General features: G+C 39.9%; 16 protein-coding genes. 6 read left to right on the forward strand and 10 right to left on the reverse strand.

The window, feature by feature from the left end; translation table 11 throughout:
• Window positions 1-180 precede the first annotated feature (180 nt).
• The 4 genes from I6F43_RS11825 to I6F43_RS11840 all read right to left on the reverse strand — a co-directional run bounded on the left by I6F43_RS11825 (window position 181) and on the right by I6F43_RS11840 (window position 6,852).
• The gene (locus tag I6F43_RS11825) at window positions 181-1,248 is read right to left on the reverse strand and encodes a phosphotransferase enzyme family protein (protein WP_197102472.1); all 1,068 of its coding nucleotides are present in this window, start codon (window positions 1,246-1,248) and stop codon (window positions 181-183) included.
• Window positions 1,249-1,271: 23 nt separating this feature from the next.
• On the reverse strand, window positions 1,272-1,670 hold the full coding sequence (mutT, locus tag I6F43_RS11830) for an 8-oxo-dGTP diphosphatase MutT (protein WP_197102473.1): 399 nt from the start codon (window positions 1,668-1,670) through the stop codon (window positions 1,272-1,274).
• 68 nt (window positions 1,671-1,738) lie between these two features.
• Window positions 1,739-4,453: a preprotein translocase subunit SecA gene (secA, locus tag I6F43_RS11835; protein ID WP_010553814.1), complete on the reverse strand. Its 2,715-nt coding sequence runs from the start codon at window positions 4,451-4,453 to the stop codon at window positions 1,739-1,741.
• 371 nt (window positions 4,454-4,824) lie between these two features.
• A complete protein-coding gene (locus I6F43_RS11840; protein WP_165724886.1) occupies window positions 4,825-6,852 on the reverse strand; it encodes a methyl-accepting chemotaxis protein in 2,028 nt (675 codons plus the stop codon).
• Window positions 6,853-6,968: 116 nt separating this feature from the next.
• Between I6F43_RS11840 and I6F43_RS11845 the strand changes: the two genes are divergently transcribed.
• Window positions 6,969-7,739, forward strand: a complete 771-nt coding sequence (locus I6F43_RS11845; RefSeq protein ID WP_197102474.1) for an NADP-binding protein — start codon at window positions 6,969-6,971, stop codon at window positions 7,737-7,739.
• Here the strand turns inward: I6F43_RS11845 and hutH are convergent.
• From hutH to hutC, 3 genes are all read right to left on the reverse strand, one after another.
• Window positions 7,736-9,271 carry a histidine ammonia-lyase gene (hutH, locus tag I6F43_RS11850; protein WP_197102475.1) on the reverse strand — a complete coding sequence of 512 codons (1,536 nt, stop codon included), beginning with the start codon at window positions 9,269-9,271 and terminating at the stop codon, window positions 7,736-7,738. The two genes, I6F43_RS11845 and hutH, sit on opposite strands and share 4 nt — an antisense overlap.
• Before the next feature lie 2 nt (window positions 9,272-9,273).
• Window positions 9,274-10,947, reverse strand: a complete 1,674-nt coding sequence (hutU, locus tag I6F43_RS11855; protein WP_010553810.1) for a urocanate hydratase — start codon at window positions 10,945-10,947, stop codon at window positions 9,274-9,276.
• Between the two features lie 66 nt (window positions 10,948-11,013).
• Entirely contained in the window at window positions 11,014-11,721 is a 708-nt protein-coding gene (hutC, locus tag I6F43_RS11860; protein ID WP_007582045.1) for a histidine utilization repressor, read from the reverse strand.
• Between the two features lie 119 nt (window positions 11,722-11,840).
• Between hutC and hutI the strand changes: the two genes are divergently transcribed.
• Both hutI and I6F43_RS11870 read left to right on the forward strand, forming a co-directional pair.
• The gene (hutI, locus tag I6F43_RS11865) at window positions 11,841-13,088 is read left to right on the forward strand and encodes an imidazolonepropionase (RefSeq protein WP_197102476.1); all 1,248 of its coding nucleotides are present in this window, start codon (window positions 11,841-11,843) and stop codon (window positions 13,086-13,088) included.
• Between the two features lie 120 nt (window positions 13,089-13,208).
• Window positions 13,209-14,873 (forward strand): bifunctional diguanylate cyclase/phosphodiesterase, encoded by a 1,665-nt coding sequence (locus I6F43_RS11870; protein WP_024589898.1) that lies wholly within the window; start codon window positions 13,209-13,211, stop codon window positions 14,871-14,873.
• Here the strand turns inward: I6F43_RS11870 and I6F43_RS11875 are convergent.
• Window positions 14,870-15,919 carry a formimidoylglutamase gene (locus I6F43_RS11875; protein WP_197102477.1) on the reverse strand — a complete coding sequence of 350 codons (1,050 nt, stop codon included), beginning with the start codon at window positions 15,917-15,919 and terminating at the stop codon, window positions 14,870-14,872. The two genes, I6F43_RS11870 and I6F43_RS11875, sit on opposite strands and share 4 nt — an antisense overlap.
• 1 nt (window position 15,920) lies before the next feature.
• Window positions 15,921-16,418: a ribonuclease E activity regulator RraA gene (rraA, locus tag I6F43_RS11880; protein WP_197102484.1), complete on the reverse strand. Its 498-nt coding sequence runs from the start codon at window positions 16,416-16,418 to the stop codon at window positions 15,921-15,923.
• 205 nt (window positions 16,419-16,623) lie between these two features.
• Between rraA and I6F43_RS11885 the strand changes: the two genes are divergently transcribed.
• The 3 genes from I6F43_RS11885 (at window position 16,624) to I6F43_RS11895 (ending at window position 20,181) form a co-directional block, all read left to right on the forward strand.
• Window positions 16,624-17,163, forward strand: a complete 540-nt coding sequence (locus I6F43_RS11885) for a phosphatase PAP2 family protein (RefSeq protein WP_010553806.1) — start codon at window positions 16,624-16,626, stop codon at window positions 17,161-17,163.
• Window positions 17,160-18,191, forward strand: a complete 1,032-nt coding sequence (locus I6F43_RS11890; RefSeq protein ID WP_197102486.1) for an MJ1255/VC2487 family glycosyltransferase — start codon at window positions 17,160-17,162, stop codon at window positions 18,189-18,191. Before I6F43_RS11885 ends, I6F43_RS11890 begins: the two co-directional genes overlap by 4 nt.
• 109 nt (window positions 18,192-18,300) lie before the next feature.
• Window positions 18,301-20,181 carry a methyl-accepting chemotaxis protein gene (locus I6F43_RS11895; RefSeq protein WP_101217276.1) on the forward strand — a complete coding sequence of 627 codons (1,881 nt, stop codon included), beginning with the start codon at window positions 18,301-18,303 and terminating at the stop codon, window positions 20,179-20,181.
• Window positions 20,182-20,267: 86 nt separating this feature from the next.
• Here the strand turns inward: I6F43_RS11895 and I6F43_RS11900 are convergent, their stop codons facing one another.
• A complete protein-coding gene (locus tag I6F43_RS11900) occupies window positions 20,268-20,642 on the reverse strand; it encodes a gamma-butyrobetaine hydroxylase-like domain-containing protein (RefSeq protein ID WP_010553804.1) in 375 nt (124 codons plus the stop codon).
• Between the last annotated feature and the right edge of the window lie 32 nt (window positions 20,643-20,674).

Below are 20,674 nucleotides of genomic sequence, written 5' to 3' on the forward strand. Positions count from 1 at the left end.
TATCTCAAGCAGCTATTTTCAGCGCTAACAGCGTTGAATTTACTTGCAATAGGCCAGCTATTGACGCGTAAATTCGCCTTGTTTTCACCAAAAATCTCTGACTAGAGAAAATAAATTTAAATATCACCATGATTCAATACGTTAATAAATCTCTTAACCAGAGTTCAGGTTGAATAAGCTTTAGCTCATTAAGCATTGGTGCATCCATTTTTCGTTACTGAGTATGTTTTTATAAAGCGCGAGTTGGTTTTGTGCTCGCTCTAAATTATGCTCTGCATGAGCCACTTTAAAGTACACATCGTTATTTAAGTAATCAGTTAAAAAGCGCACACTTAACATGAGCGGCATTATTTTAGCGCCTAACAGCAGGCTTTCTTGTTCTTTTGTACTCATGCCGCTTTTTAATGGCGTTACATAGCCTTTAACAATGGCTGAAAATATATCTTTTCGAATAATAACGTTGTGCAAGTTTGTTGAATCCTCGGCTTCGGGGGAGCAGAAAGTGCGTACCATGTCGCCAAAATCATAAAGCCTAAATCCCGCCATGCAGGTATCTAAATCAATCACTGCTTTTGCTTTGTGAGTTGCACTACAAAACAGCATATTATTTATTTTTGTATCGTTATGACACACTCTAAGTGGTATCTGCTTAGCTATGCTATTAAGCTCGGTGATTAAATGTTGCTGCGATAAGCAATATTCTATTTCGTTAGCGCAGTGCTTTACTCTATTTACAGAGTTATTTGTGATTGCGGTATTTAATTGCTCAAAGCGCATCGCTAAGTTATGAAAATCAGGAATTACAGTATGTAGTTGTTGTGTATCAAAATCTTGTAATGCATGAGCAAATACGCCAAAGGCGTAAGCCGCTTGCTCGCTCTGTTGCGCATTTTTAACAACGTCTTCGCTGTAACTGTCACTAATATAGTTGAGGACGCGATAATGCGCGCTATCAATTTCTATTAAGTGTTCGTTGTTTTGTATGGCTATATGCTTAACTGTTTCAAGGGGGTAATTATTTTTCAGTTGTTTAGCATTTAAATGCTGCTCAATTAGTTTTGCATTACTTACTAACTGAGCAGGGTATTTAAATACCTCAGTATTAAGTTTTTGCACAATAAACTGTTTATCAATACACGTAAGTAGCCATGTACTATTTATATGGCCGCTACCAATCACACTAACTTGAGTTAACTCAGCATTTAATGCTAATTGTTCGCTTAGCTTATTTTGTATTGAGATGTTCATTGCGCTCACTTGTACCTAGTTTGTTATAAGTATCGGGCTACTATTTTCTCGATAATTTCAGCATTAGCTTCAGGAAAATCATAATTTTCTAATTCACTAATTGCTACCCATTCACTAGGTTGTCCTTCAGCGCCATGTGCTTCACCGCTAAAGTTACTCACTACGTGTACATCTAATTTAACGCACTTATCGCCGTAGTCATGTTCAATCACCATAAGTTGACTAGAGCTGTGAATTGTTAATCCAACTTCTTCAATAAGCTCGCGTTTAAGTGCAACAAAAACACTTTCACCTGCTTCTACTTTGCCACCAGGAAATTCCCATAAACCGCCTTGATGTTGTTCATCTGCACGTTTACAAATGAATATAGCGTTATTTTTCTTAATAACACCAACAGCTACATGTACAATTTCTATAGTCATTACTTTAAAACTCCATAAAAAAAAGCGACGCTAGCGCCGCTTTTTAATAAGCTAATAACAATATTGGGCTATTTTAATTTACCGCAACATTGTTTGAATTTTTGACCTGATTTACAAGGACAAGGGTCATTACGACCTACTTTTGGTTCTGTACGAGCCATTACAGTAGCTGTTTCTGGTGCTGGCGCTTCGCCACCTACTTGCTCAGCTTCTTCATGTTGGTATTCGCGAGGAGCATTTTCACTTTTACGGTGTTGCTCTTCTACTTTTTCAACATCTTCTTCTGCGCGTACTTGTACTTTACTTAGGATGCTTACAACATCTACTTTCAAGTTTTCAAGCATTTCAGAAAACAGCTCAAACGACTCACGCTTATACTCTTGCTTAGGATTCTTTTGCGCGTAACCACGTAGATGAATACCTTGACGTAAGTGATCCATAGCAGCAAGGTGATCTTTCCAATGCTGATCAAGACTTTGTAGCATAATCGCTTTTTCGAATTGACGTAAAACAGAGTCGCCAACTTGCTCTTCTTTTTGCTTGTACGACTGCTCAACCGCCTGCTCAATACGCTCACGAAGTTTTTCTTCGTATAGTTTATTGTCATCTGCTAACCACTGAGTAATTGGTAATTCAATTAAGAAGTCTTGTTTTAAACGTTCTTCAAGGCCAGGAATATCCCACATTTCAGCAAGGCTTTGTGGTGCAATGTATTGATCAATTACACTAGCAAGAACATCACCACGAATTGCTGTGATAGTTTCTGAAATATCGCCTTCTTCAAGTAGCTCATTACGTTGAGAGTAAACAACGCGACGTTGATCGTTTGCTACATCATCGTATTCAAGTAGTTGCTTACGAACATCAAAGTTACGTGCTTCTACTTTTCGCTGTGCATTTTCAATCGCACGGTTTACCCATGGATGTTCAATTGCTTCACCGCGTTGCATACCTAGTTTACGCATCATGTTAGTCATGCGTTCACCAGCGAAGATACGCATTAGTGCATCGTCCATCGATAGGTAAAAACGGCTAGAACCGGCGTCACCTTGACGACCAGAACGACCACGTAATTGGTTATCTATACGACGAGATTCGTGACGTTCAGTACCAATGATATGTAAACCGCCAGCATCAATTACCGCATCATGGCGAATTTTCCAAGCTGCTTTAATTTCAGCAATTTGCTCAGCAGTTGGGTTCTCAAGTTTTTCAACTTCACTGTTCCAGTTACCACCTAACACGATATCGGTACCACGACCGGCCATGTTGGTTGCAATTGTTACTGTACCTGGTAGGCCAGCATCTGAAACGATATCTGCTTCTTGCGCATGAAATTTGGCATTAAGTACGTTGTGCTTAATTTTTTCTTTGCGTAAAAACTGCGATAAATACTCAGAGCTTTCAATTGAAATAGTACCTACAAGTACCGGTTGTCCGCGGTCTTGACAGTCTTTAATGTCAATTAAAATTGCTTCGTATTTTTCTTCTTGTGTTAGGTAAACTAAGTCGGCGCGATCATCACGAACCATTGGCTTATTAGTTGGCATAACAACAGTATCTAGGCCGTAGATAGATTGAAACTCAAAAGCTTCAGTATCGGCAGTACCTGTCATACCTGCTAATGTTTCGTATAAACGGAAGTAGTTTTGGAACGTAATAGATGCAAGTGTTTGGTTTTCGTTCTGAATATTTACACCTTCTTTAGCTTCAACAGCTTGGTGTAAACCTTCTGACCAACGACGACCTTCCATTGAACGACCAGTATGCTCATCGATAATGATTACTTCGTTTTCTTTTACTACGTAATCAACATCTTTTTGGTATAGCTTGTGGGCACGAAGGGCGGCATAAACGTGACTTAGTAGCGTAATGCTTGCTGCTGAGTAAAGCGAATCGCCTTCTTCAATTAAGCCGCGTTCGGTAAGTAGCTCTTCTACTTTAATTTGACCACGTTCTGTTAAATGAACTTGCTTAGACTTTTCATCAATAGTGTAATCGCCGTCGCCTTCAACACCTTCTTCGTCTTCTTTTTCTTGAAGTTCAAGTAAAGGAACGATGGTATTTATTTCAGTATATAGCTCAGAGCTGTCCTCAGCTGGGCCTGAAATAATAAGCGGAGTACGCGCTTCATCAATTAAGATTGAATCCACTTCATCGACTACGGCATAAAATAATGGACGCTGAACACGTTCATCAATGCTAAAAGCCATATTATCGCGAAGGTAGTCAAAACCAAATTCGTTATTTGTACCGTACGTAATGTCAGCAGTATAAGCTAGCTTCTTCTGCTGTGGCATCATACCCGGTACGTTACAGCCTACAGTAAGGCCTAAAAATTCAAATAACGCACGGTTGGTTTCAGCATCACGTTTAGCAAGGTAGTCATTCACAGTAATTACGTGAACACCTTTGCCTGTTAAGCCGTTTAAATAAGCTGGTAGGGTAGCTGTTAGTGTTTTACCTTCACCGGTACGCATTTCTGCAATGCGACCTTGATGTAAAACCATACCACCTAATAACTGCACGTCGAAATGACGCATGCCATTTACACGCTTTGACGCTTCACGTACCACAGCAAAAGCTTCAGGTAGGATATCGTCAAGGCCTTGTCCGTTATCGTAACGTTCTCTAAACTCAGCTGTTTTAGCTCTTAAATCTTCATCAGAAAGCGCTTCAAGTTGCGTTTCTAGCGCATTGATTAGCGCGACCGTCTTTCTTAAGTTTTTAATAGTGCGGTCATTGCGACTACCAAAAAGCTTGGTAAATAAATTAGATATCATGATAAAACCGTTACAATGTATTCTTTGTCAGCCGAGTATCGGCTAACCCATTTTTAACAATTGGTAATTAATATGTGCTTTTAAATAACACTTAGAACATATTAATTAGCAATATTGTATTAAACCGCTCAAAAAGCACTGTTTATTACGTGCGCTACTATACCAGACTCTGCCAAACAACAAACTATCTCAATAAAAAGATCTGTGTATAAAATCGAAAAATTTGATCTGGTTCGTAAAAATAACTTTGTATTACTCAATTACAGTAAAAATAGTAGCGAACTGTAAAGATATGGTGCTAAATAAATTAAAAACAAGGGTTATAGCTGCGCTTAAGTTTGACGCTTAAACACAGCTATTAAATGAGTGTTTTATAATTTAAATTGGTTAACCGTTTTGTTAAGTGCTGCAGCTAAATCACTTAAGTCACGAGCTTCGTCAGCGAGGGTGTGCGCATGGTCAGCGGTACTGTTCACTAAGTTATTAATTGCCGAAAGGCTCGTATTAATATCTTCAGCAACGACTGTTTGCTCCTCAGTTGACGTGGCTATTTGATGACTTTGGTCTTGTACTTTAGTGACCGACTGCGCAATATTGTGAAGTGAGCTAAGTACTTCTTTAGTTTGCAGTACTGAGCCCTCGGTTTGATCTTGTCCTTGTTGCATCATCACTGAGGCCTGTTGAGCTATTTGCTGCAAGCGCGAAATCATATTACGAATATCGTCAGTTGATTCTTGTGTGCGACTTGCTAGTGAGCGTACTTCATCAGCAACAACGGCAAAGCCTCGACCGTGTTCACCGGCACGAGCTGCCTCTATAGCCGCATTAAGTGCAAGTAAGTTGGTTTGATCGGCTATTGAATTAATTACATCGACTAATGCGCCAATATTATTACTTTCTTGCTCAAGGCCTGCTACCACTTTAGATGCTTCGCCAATATGCAACGCCAGTTCAGTCATTACTTTTTGCGCCTGTGTAGAACGGCTTGCACCTTCAGCTGTAATTGCCTGAACTTCTTCAGCTGCGTTATTTGTATGTTGTGCATTACGTGATATTTCAAGCACAGTAGTCGCCATTTCAGTTACCGCAGCGCTGACGCTATCAACTTGCTGCTTCTCTTGCTGAATTTCAGAATTAGTTTGCTCAGAAACATGTCTTAGCTGAGCTGCTGCATTACTTAGCTGTTCTGCTTGCGCTGCGGTTTCTAGCATCATGGCGCGTAACTTATCAATAAAAGTGTTCATATGATTGGCCAGCTGTCCCACTTCATCTTGACTATTAATATCAATTTTTTGAGTAAGGTCGCCTTCACCCGATGCTATATCACGCATAATATGCGTAAGTGTTGTGATGGGTTTTGAAATCATATGGGTAGCCCATAAAATCATGGCTAATATAATAATTAAGATAATAACTACTGCAGTTGTTGTTGCGGTTACTGCGGCATTTACGGGCTCTTCAATCATGCTAGTAGGAATAAGTAGACCTACATACCAATCTATATGAGGCTGCTCTAGCTGCAGACGATGGTAAACCACATAAAACTGCTCACCTTTAAAAGTAACCATTTGGCTGCCTTTAAGGTTATTTCGCATTTGTGTATTTAATTCTTTAAAGCCTGCTGTATCTGTAAATTGTTGCTCAAGCGCATCGAGTCCTTCTTTACCGTTTGCACCTTCATCTGTAATTGAAAGTTTGTGTCCAGTGGCTTTTGAAAAGTGAACTACTTTTTGATTTCCATCGAGTAAAAATCCATAACCTTGGCCGTTAAAGCGAATATTTTCGACCATGTCGTTAATTTTGTTTAGTTGTAAATCAACACCGCCCATACCAATGAGTTTACGCTGTGCGTTATAAACAGGTTGTTGTACTACTGCAGATGCTACGCCTGTGGTTAAATCAACAGAGATTGGACCTACGTAAAGTTTGTTAACTTGCATGGCTTCTTGCCACCAACCACGCTTGTAGGCGTAATAAGGCTGGCCGTTGTAGTGACTTGTACGTTCATTTTCTTTAAAGTATTCACCGGTGGTTGCTGAGGCAAAAAAGGCCGATAAGATGTTTTCGTCGTTTGAGCTTAAACGCACAAAGTCTTGGTTTACTTCGTTGTAACCTGACGCGCTTTCGAGTGCTTGATCGCGAGTATCCCAATTTTCAAAAAAATTGATCAAATGTGGGTTATTAACAAAGGTTGATACCATTTTACCGTACATCGCAAAGTAACTTTGCATTGAAAGTTGCTCGGTCTGTAGATAACTTTGTGCTTCGTTTTCTATGTTTTCTCTAGAGAGATTAGCAATGTGTTTAACAAAAAATGTTGAGGCGATAATTAGTAAAACGGTAATTGTTCCACCAATCAATAATAATATTTTCTTCCGTAATGATAAATTATTTAGCATGAGTGCGCATATTTTTATTATTTATGAAATTATATCTAATCATATCTTACTTAAAATCTCTATAAAGTTAGATAGAAAGAACTAATTATGCGTTTAAAATAAAGGCTTATACAAAAATGACAAATAAAAGTAATAAATTAGTAGTATTAGGTGCAGGTTGGTTAGGGCATGCTTTATGCGTAAGTGCGCAAAAAACTGATTGGCAAGTACAAGGAACGCATAGAACAGATATACACGAGTTTGATTTTGAGCGTCAGTTTACACTTGAAGATGGGCAATTAAGACATCAAGTTGATTTACAAAATGCTTATTGGGTATGTGCTATTCCACCACGTAGCAGGCACAGTGAAAGTAATTATCCTGAAACACTCACCGCAGCGCTTAAGCTCTCAAAGGAGTTAAACGCAAAGGGCTTTTTATTATGCTCATCAACCGGGGTATACGATCAAGAGCCTAGTGTATATAGCGAAAGTAGCGATATTTCATGCACAAACGAGCGCCAAATAAAGCTCTATGAGGCAGAAGAGCAAGTACTTGAGCAAGACGGGAAAGTGCTGCGTTTAGCTGGATTACTAGGGCCTAACAGAGAACCTGGTCGTTTTGTGGCAGGCAAAGAGTTTAATACATCAAGTGAGCAAGTAGTAAATATGGTGCATCAACAAGATGTAATTAATGCTATTTTTGCGGTGATAGAACACTGGCAAGTAGGGCAAAATATTTATAATGTTGTTAATCCTGCGCACCCAACAAAAGCTGAATACTATGCAGTGAAGTGTGCAGAACATGGTGGCGAGTTACCACGCTTTACCAGTGATGATAAAGCTGAGCGCAAAGTTATTGGCTCAGCTATTGAAGCGCTAGGCTTTACTTACCAATATGGTATTTAATATGCTGAAGGCAGGGGACTGCTCTCTATGAAGTCGCATAGCTTACCTTCACTTAGTAATGTATTAGCAGCTTCGATATCGGGAGCAAAGTAGCGGTCTTTATCATAATAACTCACATGCTCGCGTAATAACGCTTTAGCGCTTTGCACTTTATTTGATGGTTCAAGCGGCTTTCTAAATTCTAGCCCTTGAACCGATGCTAACCATTCTATTGCCAAAACACCTTGGGTATTATTGGCCATTTCATCTAAGCGCCTTGCTGCAAAGGTTGCCATAGATACATGATCTTCTTGATTTGCAGATGTAGGCAAGCTATCGACCGAAGCCGGATGTGCTAATGATTTGTTTTCTGACGCAAGCGCTGCAGCGGTAACTTGAGCAATCATAAAACCTGAATTTACCCCGCCGTTTTCAACTAAAAATGGCGGTAATTTGGATAGGTTTGAATCGATAAGTAATGCAATTCGTCTTTCTGCTAAAGCACCAATTTCGGCAATCGCAATAGCGAGGTTATCGGCAGCCATTGCAACGGGTTCTGCATGAAAATTCCCTCCAGAAATGATGTCGCCTACATCGGCAAAAACTAGCGGATTATCGGTTACACCGTTTGACTCGCATAGCAACACTTCTGCGGCTTGGCGTATCTGAGTTAGGCAAGCACCTAGCACTTGAGGTTGGCAGCGAAGGCAGTATGGATCTTGTACTTTTTCACAATTGACGTGGGAATCACTAATTTGAGAGTGCGTATCGAGTAGCTCTCTAAATACTTGAGCGGTGTCTATTTGTCCGCGCTGACCACGAATATCATGAATACGTGCATCAAATGGCGCGCGACTGCCCATTGCAGCTTCTATGCTTATCGAGCCGATAACGCAGCTTTGTGCATATAAGTTCTCGCTTCTAAATAGGCCTTGTAGTGCAAACGCAGTCGACGCTTGTGTGCCATTTAATAATGCTAAGCCTTCTTTAGCTGCAAGGGTAAGAGGTTCAAGCCCCGCTATTTTTAACCCTTGTGCTGCACTAATTATTTTTCCTTTATGTCGCATTTGACCTTCAGCTAATAAAGGTAGGCACATATGCGCAAGAGGGGCTAAATCCCCCGATGCCCCCACGGAGCCCTTTTTAGGCACGCACGGATATACTTCGCTACTAAGCAGCTGCATAAAAAATTGGATTACTTGCAGGCGAATACCCGAGTAGCCGCGCGAAAGCGAGTTTACTTTTAAGGTGATCATTAATCTTACTGTGCTGTCATCCATGTATTCGCCAATGCCCGCAGCGTGTGAAAGCACAATGGAGCGCTGTAATAATTCAAGTTCGTCGTCGGCTATTTTGGTATTAGCTAATAACCCAAAGCCGGTGTTAATCCCGTATACAGTGCGGTGCTCATTAATAACGTTTTGAACGGTTTGTGCGCTGGCAGCTATTTGTGATTCAGCATGCTGTACAAGGCTTAACTTTACTGGTGAATTATTAATTTTTTTTAGCGTGTTTAAATTAAGTGAGCCTGGAGTGAGAGTAAGTTTGAACATGATTATTCCTTGTCTAACATTGGTAGGTCTAAATTTTGTTCTTTAGCGCAGTTCTTTGCTATGTCGTATCCAGCATCAGCATGGCGCATTACACCCGTTGCAGGGTCGTTCCAAAGTACGCGAGCAATACACTCTTTAGCTTCATTTGTACCATCGGCAACAATAACCACACCAGAGTGCTGACTAAAGCCCATACCTACACCGCCGCCATGATGAAGGGACACCCAAGTAGCGCCACTTGCTGTATTAAGCAGTGCATTGAGTAATGGCCAATCCGATACCGCATCAGAGCCATCTTTCATACTTTCTGTTTCGCGGTTAGGGCTGGCAACTGAGCCAGAGTCGAGGTGATCGCGACCAATAACGATAGGGGCTTTAAGTTCGCCATTTTTAACCATTTCGTTAAAGGCCAATGCAAGGCGTGCTCTATCTTTTAAACCTACCCAACAAATACGTGCAGGTAGCCCTTGAAATTGAATACGTTCACGGGCCATATCAAGCCAGTTATGCAAATGTGCATCATCAGGAATAAGCTCTTTTACTTTTGCATCGGTTTTATAAATATCTTCTGGATCGCCTGATAGTGCTACCCATCTAAATGGTCCAATACCTTCACAAAATAAAGGGCGAATATAGGCGGGTACAAATCCAGGAAAATCAAACGCGTTGGTAACACCTTCATCAAACGCCATTTGACGAATATTATTTCCGTAATCAGTAGTGGCGGCACCCGCTTTTTGCAGCGCCAGCATGGCTCTAACTTGGACTGCCATTGATTGTTTAGCCGCTTTTACTACCGCTTTTGGATCTTGCTCACGCATTTTTGCTGCGTGCTCCATTGTCCAGTTTTGTGGTAAGTAACCATTTAATGGATCGTGAGCTGATGTTTGATCTGTGACTACATCAGGTGTAATACCTGTTTTAACCAGTGTACTAAATACATCGGCAGCGTTACCAAGTAAGCCAACTGATAGGGCTTCACCTTTTATGCACGCGTCGGTTATTAATTGCAGTGCGTGTTCAAGGTTCGTTGCTTTTACATCAACGTAGCCTGTTTTTATACGAAAATCGATACGGCTTTCATCACATTCAACAACTAGCGCACTAAACCCTGCCATTGTAGCGGCAAGTGGTTGCGCACCGCCCATACCTCCAAGGCCACCCGTTAATACCCACTTGCCTTTAGCACTACCTGAAAAATGTTGCTTTGCCATGGCTATAAAGGTCTCGTAAGTGCCTTGTACAATGCCTTGCGAGCCAATATAAATCCAAGAACCCGCTGTCATTTGTCCGTACATCATCAAGCCTTTTTTATCGAGCTCGTTAAAGTGCTCCCAATTTGCCCAGTGTGGAACAAGGTTTGAGTTGGCAATAAGTACACGAGGGGCATTACTGTGGGTTTTAAATACACCAACGGGTTTTCCTGATTGTACAAGCAGAGTTTCGTCGCTTTCGAGTCTATCGAGGGTTTCTATAATTTTGTCATAACTTGGCCAATCACGAGCTGCTCGGCCAATACCACCATATACAACAAGTGCATGAGGATGTTCTGCAACTTCAGGGTCTAAATTATTCATTAGCATGCGCTTAGCAGCTTCAGTTTGCCAGCTTTTAGCACTTATTTTATCGCCATGAGGTGCACGTATTACGCGACTTGTGTCGAGTCGGTTGTTCATGTTTTGCTCCTGTTGTATATACAAGGTGATTTGTTATAAAAAAAGCGCAGTAAGCGCTATTGTTTGTTATTTTTTAAATGTTAAGTGTCCACCTAAGCGATATTTACTGCCTGGTGATACAAGGCGCGCAAAGCTTACAATGCCGTTAATAGACCATGTGCGTCGAATAACTTGTAAGCATGGTTCTTCGTTATATAAATTTAACCATTGGCACATTTCGCTGTTTGGCATAATAGCCTCTACGGTATGCCTCGCTTGGGTAAGTGGTGCAACACTAGATAGATATTCATGAGGTGTAAGCGTGCTAAAGTCTTGTTGTAAGTAACCAGCCGCAAGTGCAGGGTTTACAAAACGCTCTTCTAGCTGCAAGGGGCTGTCGTTTTCGTTATGCACGAGTACACTTCGATATACAACACTGTCAATCTCAACACCAAGCGCAATGGCAATAGGTGCGACTGCATTTATTGATTCAAGTATGAGTACACTACAGGTGTAGTTGCCGTTACGCTCTTTTACTTCATCAGCAATGTTTTTTATTTCGAGTAACGATGACTGCGATTTAAATGTGGCTACAAATGTACCAAGCCCTTGGCTGCGGGTTAAAATACCTGCCTCGGTTAATTCGCTTAGTGCTCGGCGGGCTGTCATTCTGCTGACACTAAATTGACTACTTAGTTCGTTTTCAGAGGGAACACGTTGGTTTTCTTGCCACGTACCGCTGCGAATTTTATCAACAATGAATTGTTTTATTTGCGCAAATTTAGGTGTCGTCATTAAATTTATGGTTACATTAAAAATAAACTATATAAATAAGATGACACAATTACCTTGTATATACAAGGTGGGTTGTTAGACTATATTTTCATCACTCTGGGCGTAAAAAGGGCTGTAAAATGCAAAGCACAACAAAAAATTATGAGTTAGAAGAAATCGACTTACTTTTAACTGATGCCAATATTGCCACTATGGATAGCAATATAAATGCCCCTTATGGCGAAATCGAAAATGCTGCTATAGCTATTAAAAATGGTGAAATTGCGTGGATTGGAGAGCAATCAACGTTGCCCAGTTTTGATGTGTTTGCAACGCCGACATTGAGTATCAAAGGGCAGTGGTTAACGCCGGGCTTAATAGATTGTCATACACATTTAGTGTGTGCAGGTTCAAGATCGCAAGAGTTTGAGCAGCGCTTGCAGGGTGTAAGTTATGAGCAAATCGCAGCACAAGGCGGTGGCATAGCAAGTACGGTTAAAGCCACAAGAGCAGCCGACCGTGAGCAATTGTTTGTTGATGCAAAAGATCGCTTAAATACGTTATTAAAAGAAGGTGTAACCACCGTTGAAATAAAGTCGGGCTATGGGCTAGATACTGAAAACGAGATAAAAATATTAGAAGTAGCTCGTTTATTAGGTGAGCATCATCCTATTGATATTAAAACTACTTTTTTAGGGGCGCATGCTCTACCGCCTGAATACAAAGGCCGTGCTGATGAATATATTGATTTGGTATGTACTGACATGCTTGATCAGGTAGTGGCTAATAATCTTGCTGATGCAGTCGATGTATTTTGTGAAAATGTAGGCTTTAGTCATTCGCAAACCAAACGTGTTTTCCAGGCGGCTAAAAAGCATAACCTCCCAGTAAAATGCCATGCTGAGCAGTTATCTAATCAACAGGGTGCTAAGCTGGTGGCGCAGTTTAATGGCCTTTCGGCGGATCATATTGAGCATCTCGATGAAGAGGGTGTAAAAGCCATGGCAGACGCTGGGACGGTCGCGGTGTTATTGCCCGGTGCATTTTATTTTTTAAGAGAAACTAAATTCCCACCTATTGAATTACTTAATCAATATAAAGTACCGATAGCTATTGCGAGTGATTTTAACCCAGGTACTTCACCGCTGTGCTCAGTGCACTTGATGATGAACATGGCATGCACATTGTTTAGATTAACACCCGAGCAAGCATTGGCAGGTGTTACTCGAAATGCAGCTAAAGCACTAGGGTTAGACGAGCGTGGTATTTTAAAGGTTGGCGCAAGAGCTGATATTGCGCATTGGCAAATAAGTCATCCATCACAATTAAGTTACCAATTTGGCGTAAATAAACTGCTAAATTTATGGATTTTGGGTAGAATTAATTAGTTTGTATTATTTTTACCCACATATAACTTGGTTTAAACTTTTTTAGCGAATACGGATGCCGTTAATTTGAACATACTAACCGACAGTAATTTTCCAATATTTTTTAGTGGTGCACTATTGATGGCGATGATTGCCACTTTATTTGCCGTTAAAAATGCCAGTATTAAATTTAGCTATTTATGCACAGCAGCTGTTGGTTTGGCTATTTTGAGTACGGGCGCAGCTTGGCTTGCCATTTTACTTGCCTTTGGATTTTGTTTTCATTTATGGCAAGCCTTCGAGCGAAATAATTGGAGCATGATTATTACCAGCTCAATGGCTGGTCTTTTATTTGTTGTTCTATTTTCAGCTCATTTATTATTGGAAGTTCCGTTATTTTGGGTTGTGTTAGCGATATTATTATTAGCTATTGTTGGCTTTTTAAATGATGAAAGCGCTGAAATAGAAGTCGTGATAGAGCCAGAACCTACAGGTGATGCATTTATTGAAGAGTCTCCGCTTTCGGTTTTTGCAGATAGAAAACAGTTACGTCAAGGTTACTATGCATGGTGCGACAATAAGCAAGTAAGTGCAGCGTTAATCGTTATTCGTCTTGAAGGATTTGAGCAAGTTAACCAGCACATTGGACGTGACTTTGGCGATATACTGTTAGCACAATCGGCTAATCGAATAAAAGAACTGCTTTCAAGTGACGAAATAGTGACTTTAGTTGGGCAAGAAAAGCTAGCCCACTTAGGGGGCCTTAACTTTGCATTTATTTGTAGTTTTGCGAATCAAAAACATTTGCATGAGTTGGTTATTGAACAAATACTGGGTGCAACGCTTAAGCCATTTAATGTCGCTAACTGCACTGTAGAGGTAAAAGCGAGGGCGAGTTATGTTGATTGTAATGAGCAAGACAATAACTTTGATAATTTAATATCGTACGCATACCTAGCACTCGATAGCCACCCAAATCGCAAGGTTGTGCCTTATCATCAACAAATGATGATTGAACTGCGAGAGCAACAAGCGCGACTAAAAGAATTAGCAAATATTGATTTTTCGAGCGAATTAGAACTCTATTTTCAACCTATAATTTGCAACGAAAACGGTCAAATTGAGTTTTTAGAATTACTACTGCGTTGGCAGCATCCTAAGCAAGGAATTTTATCTGCTAATCGTTTTATTGACGACATAAGAATAGCAGGGCTTGGTTACCCGCTTGCTAAATTTGTAATGGAGAGAGCCGCTGAGCTTGCAATGGCGCTTAGAGTAGAAGGTATTTCTATACCGCTTAGCATTAACGTATTTGGCCCTGAAATGCTAAATGAAGAGTTTGTTGAATTTGTTGATGTTGTTATAAATGAGCATCACTTAGAGGCGGGAGACTTGATTGTTGAATGCCCTTTACATATTTTTGCTGGTTTAGATGACAAAGGTCGAGGCATGATCGCAAGGCTTAATAACATAGGCTTAAAAGTATGTGTGGATGGACTTGGTGATAACCCAGTACTACTTTCTAAGTTACCAAGTTTAGCGGTTGAGTATATTAAGGTTTCACCTTCACTTACCGCTGACTTTAGTAATCAAAACAATATACGCAGTTTAGTTGGTGGAATGGTTGATATGCATAGCCAACAAAAAACAAAAGTAATTTTTGAAGGAGTAGAAACACTTGAACAACTTAAGTTTGTAAAAAGCTTAAAAGGTTATGCTGCACAAGGTTATTACTTTGGTCATCCGCTAAGTAGTATCGGTTTAATGAGCTGGCTAAAAGAGTGGCGATCGGTTCAACAACGTTAAGTGTTTTCTTTGGCTTGTAGGTAGCTATTTACAAGTGCACTAATCACTTGCCCTACATGGGCAGCACCGGCATCTAACCCGTTAGGATGCTGGTTAGGCGCTGCTTCACATAAGTGTAAGTACTTAGAGTGGCGATGGCTTGCAGCTAAATGCACAAAGTGCTCAGTGTCACTCACACTAAATCCGCAATATGTATACGCACTAACTGGCATATAAGTAATACTATCTAAATCAACTTCAACACCCAGTGGTAAATCATTAAAATTACTTAGTGCATTTTCAATTGCCTGCGTTAGTGTAATTTTTCGCTTAACTTGTATAGATTGATAGCTATCAAACTTAAAGTTAGCTTCACTCATTGCATCTATAATTGCTTGATTATTTTTTAATTCATGTAAGCCAATAACATGGTAATTACTTAAATGTTGCTCGTTATACGCGTAGCGAAAACCATTACCACTATGACGACCTTCACATTCTCTAAAATCGGCATGAGGGTCAAAATTGATAGCATTAACAGGCGTGTTTTTTGACTTACTTAGCGCGCGAATAATACCTAAGCAATTATTGTGACCTCCGCCAATGACGATTGGCTCAAGCCCTGCTTTAAAAATAAGGCTTAATACTGACTCTACGCGTTCATCAAGTTGTTGGCATAAATCTCGTAATTGAGTTAACTGCTGGGCTTGCTGATTATTAAGTTGGTTGCTTTGCGCCATTAAATCATCAGTATTTACTTCACCCAATAAAAGTACTTTTTGAGTGGCAATAAATTGATTATGAGGTTGGTTTAAAAAACGTTTTAAAAAAGCAGACCATGCTTCGTTTGCACCGCTATTTCCTAAATTTGCTTTTGGGCCAATATCTTCGCAAATACCAAGAAGTACGTAGCGAATGCCAAATTGAGCTGCGTCAATGAGTGCTTGTTGCAGGTTTACTTGAGTGTCTAGCAAGGCCATTGATTGCCATGCTTTTTTTTCATTTACGCGGCTAGAGCAAAGTGCTCTAACCGCGCTTTCATCATATACTTTTAAATGGGAGGTCACGTTATACTTCTACAACTTCCAATTCTAATTCTTCTGCAGATAAAATAATGCCAGTACTATCGGCATAAATAAAGTCATCATCAAAAAATGATACACCGGCAAAGTTAACGCCTATAGCATCCTCGCCAGCACCTTCACTGTCAGCTGCAACAGGGATAGAAGCAATTGCTTGAATGCCTAAATCAAGTTCTTCAAGCTCATCAACGTGGCGTACTGCGCCGTAAACAACAATACCATTCCAGTTATTTTCAAGTGCAAGTTCGGCCAATTCAATATCAATAAGTGCACGGCGAGTTGAGCCACCACCGTCAATAAGAAGCACTAAGTCTGTACCGTCTTGAGAAAGTAATTCGCGGATCAGTTCATTATTTTCAAAACATTTAACCGTTTTAATGCGGCCACCAAAGCTGTGTCGACCACCAAAGTTGATGAACATTGGCTCTAGCACGTCAACCACATCAGCAAAGTGGTCACATAAATCAGAAGTGCTGTAATCCATTATTTTATCCTCAAAAGGTACATTAATTTATACCTCAGTATACCCTCCTTATAAGCAATAACAACGACTTAATCGCAGTAAATTTAGACAAAACAAGCGCTAAATCATTAATCGCAATAATAGTGTCTTAAAAGCGTCACTCAATTGTTATTTACAACACATAAGCTAAATCGGTGTTCATATATTATGCAATGAGGGGGAAGTGATGGATAACAATAATATGTTTAAAAGGGCAGCTTTGCTAGATGAGCAATTATTTTTAACTCTGTTTAATTGCAACTCACCGAAGTGGTTTAAAACAATGGCGTTTGGCTTATCTAAAAGCGGTGATGGTGGGCTTTACATACTTGTGTGTTTAGCTGTGTGGTGGCTTAGTAATAATGAGCAGCAACAATTATTACCGGTAACGATATTAGTTGGTTTTGCTATAGAAAGGCCCATTTATTTACTGGCCAAAAATAGATTTGCCCGCATCCGTCCATGCGACTGCTTAGTAACAAATGCTTACATAGTACCCAATGATAAATTTAGTTTGCCCTCGGGTCACAGCGCTGCAGCGTTCTTAGTTGCGATTATACTAAGTCACTTTTTCCCTGAATATATATGGCTACTACTTAGTTGGGCTGCTGGTGTGGCTATTTCTCGTGTTGTATTAGGCGTACATTTTCCTGCTGATATTATTATAGGTGCGATTATTGGCAGTGTTTGTGGCTTATTCGCATTAGCGCTTGTGGTACCTGTATGAAAATATTGTATGGAGTGCAGGGTACCGGTAATGGTCATATAACGCGGGCTAGGGTTATGGCAAGTTGCTTTAATAAACTTGGTATTGATGTTGATTATGTGTTTTCAGGGCGAGCAAATAAAGATTACTTTGATATGCACGAATTCTCAGATTATAAAGTGTATCGGGGCTTATCGTTTAGTACTGAAAATGGGCAAGTGAAAAATTTAAAAACACTTAAAAACATGCGAGTTTGTAAGCTGGTGAGTGATATAAAATCGCTTGATATAAAACAGTACAATTTTGTACTTAATGACTTTGAGCCAGTCACAGCATGGGCTGCAAAACGGGCCGATATACCCGTTATCGGTATTAGTCACCAAGCCGCATTTTTGTCAGAAAACGTACCTATATTTGGTCGTGGTGTACTTAGAAAATCACTCATCAAGCATTATGCACCAGCATCTACCTACTTAGGCGTACACTGGAAGCCATTTGCAAATAATATAATCCCGCCTTTTATTGCTCATCATAATCATGAGAACCCTGTCGCGGTACTAAATAAGGTATTGGTATATTTACCGTTTGAAAACTTAGATAGCATTGTTGATTACTTAAAAGACTTTCCCGAAAAAGAATTTTATTGTTATCACCCAAATGCCTGCAATCAGTCTTTTGGACATATACATTTGCGACCACCCTCACGTTCTGGCTTTTTAAATGACTTAGCAAACACGAGTGGCGTTATTGGTAATGCGGGGTTTGAGCTTGCCAGTGAAGCGCTTAAGTTAGGTAAGAAGTTACTATTAAAGCCTTTAGATGGGCAGTTTGAGCAAACCGCAAATGCACAAACTTTGTTTGCCATGGGCATGGCGCATGTTATGAACTATTTAAACCCGCAAGCCCTTGATGACTGGAATAGCGCCCCGCAAAATAAGCAAATAAATTACCCTAGCGATCCCGCGCCTTTAATTGATTGGTTGGTTGAACAACAGTGGAATAACACACAATCGTTACACAAAGGTTTGTGGGATAGTGTCGCTTTATAGCCATCATAATTAAGTAGCTTAGAATAACCAATAATAAAAAGTTAAATTAATGAGTCGCTTCTGAGCTATCAGCTATAATACAAATGCATATTTAAAAAAGGCGTTAGCGATGAATTTTTTACAAAACTTAACAATCAAACGACGTTTACAGTTAAACGCAGTCGTTGTTGGTTTAGCAATGGTGGTCCTTTTATGCGTAATAATTTATGAAGCGAGAACAACGTTAAGCTTAAATAAAACAATTCAGCTTGCTGAAGAGCTTAATATCCATGAATTAGAACTGCGTAAACATGAAAAAAACTTTCTTTTTTATAAACAAGAAGAAGCATTAGACTTATTTGAACAAGATTATAACCAGCTTAAAAGTAAGATTGCTAAGTTGAATGTAATTATGCAAGAGCAGGGTATCGAAACCCAAAAAATAAGTAATCTAGATAGTTTGGTAAGTACTTATAACAATGACTTTATGAGTGTTGTTGTGCTACAAAAACGCATTGGATTACACCCAAAAGATGGGCTGTATGGCGAACTAAGAAGTGCAGTACACGAGGTTGAAAGCTTGCTCAAAGAGCAAGGTAATTACAAACTCTTATCTTCTATATTACAGTTAAGACGGGCTGAAAAAGATTTTATGCTACGTTTTGATCTTAAGTATTTAACTCGATTTGATGAAGGGGTTGATACTTTAAAGCAGCAAATCGCTCAGGCTCAATTTGATACGGGGTATACAGCTCAATTAAATGGCTTTTTAAATTCCTACCAAACGCAATTTCAAGCATTGGTCCAGGCACAGGTTGAATTGGGCTTAGATTTAAATTCAGGTGCACTTGGAAAAATGCGTAAAAGTGTTGAACAAAGTGATGCAATCGTTGCGCAGATACTATTAAGCACTAAGCAACAGGTAGATAAAAGCGTTGAACAGGCACAATTTTTAGCCATTCTTATTTTTGTGATTGCTGGCATTATTGTTTTGATGTTGGTTTATTTCACGAGCCGCTCGATTATTGTGCCTATAGAGCGGGTTTATCACACCATTAACGATATTCGTCGTAATAATGATTTAAGCGTGATGATAGAGCAAACAGGTAAAGACGAAATTACCACCATGACGGTCGACTTTAATAGCTTAATAGGCGATTTTAAAAACTTAATTAACGAAGTTAATGGTGCTTTAAATACGCTTAATATAGCAACAGAGCATTTATCAGAAAGTACTGCAGCAACAAGCTCCGGTATGCAAGAGCAATTACATGAAGCCGACATGGTTGCAACTGCAGCCACCGAAATGCAGGCGACGATTCAGGATATTTCACATAATACTGAAGCGGCTGCTAAAAAAGCAGAGTCAACAAATTTAAGTGCTCAACAAGGGCGCAGTGAAGTTGACTCTACCGTTAAGCACATTAGGGCCCTATCTGATTCGTTAGGGAATGCATCAAATGTAGTGTCGCAACTTGAAAAAGATGGCGAAACAATTGGTTCAGTGCTTGATGTAATTCGGGGGATTGCAGATCAAACAAATTTACTCGCACTTAATGCGGCAATAGAAGCGGCCCGTGCTGGTGAGTATGGTCGTGGCTTTGCTGTTGTTGCAGATGAGGTTCGTTCATTAGCGAAGCGTACTCAAGAGTCTACGAGTGAGATTGAAGGTATTATAAGTACCTTACAGCAGCGTACTCAAGAAGTGGTAAGTATTATGCACAAATGTCGTTCTCAAGGCGATGAAAGTGCCTCGCAAGCAATTAAAGCAGGTGAGTTATTAGGCGCAATTACTGAAGATGTACAAACAATAATGGAAATGAGCTCTCAAATAGCGGTTGCTATTGACGAGCAAAGCCAAGTGGCATCAGAGGTTAATAAAAATGTAGTAAGAATTCGCGACATTGCGCAAGATGCAACTGAACATGCTGCTAAAAACGCCCAAACTAGCGAAGAAGTATCTGAGCAAGCTAGAGTGTTATTTAGCGCTATTGATAAGTTTAAAGTGTAACTAACTTGAACCCTGGATAGTAAATATCTTAACCAGGGTTTAGGTTAACTAATCTAAAAATACCCACCTAAAGTTACCAATAAGGTTTAAGGAATAAACTTTATTGGTACACTGTTTTTGTTTTGTTCGTGCTCGGCTACGCGTGCCGAATATTCATCGCTCAACGTTTGTTGCTGCGCTTGTAGTTTTTCAAAGTAACTCCAACTGAACAGTCCGCTATTGTGACCATCATCGAAATCTAAACGCAGTGCATAATGCCCAACAGGTACTATGTTTTTTATACCTACAGATTGTTTATTAAGTACTAGCTTCATTGGACCAGAGCCATGGCCTTGCACTTCAGCAGAGGGAGAGTGAACGCGTAAAAATTCACAGCTAAAGACTGCTTGGCTATCGTCGTCAAAATAAACATCTAAATTTTTACTCACGCTGTGGTAATGCACTTTTGTAACGTGTTTCATTTTATATATCCCATTAAAAAGCCCCCAATCTG

Origin of the sequence: Pseudoalteromonas sp. NZS71_1 (assembly GCF_015864305.1) — a bacterium.
Classification (GTDB): Bacteria; Pseudomonadota; Gammaproteobacteria; order Enterobacterales; family Alteromonadaceae; genus Pseudoalteromonas; species Pseudoalteromonas arctica.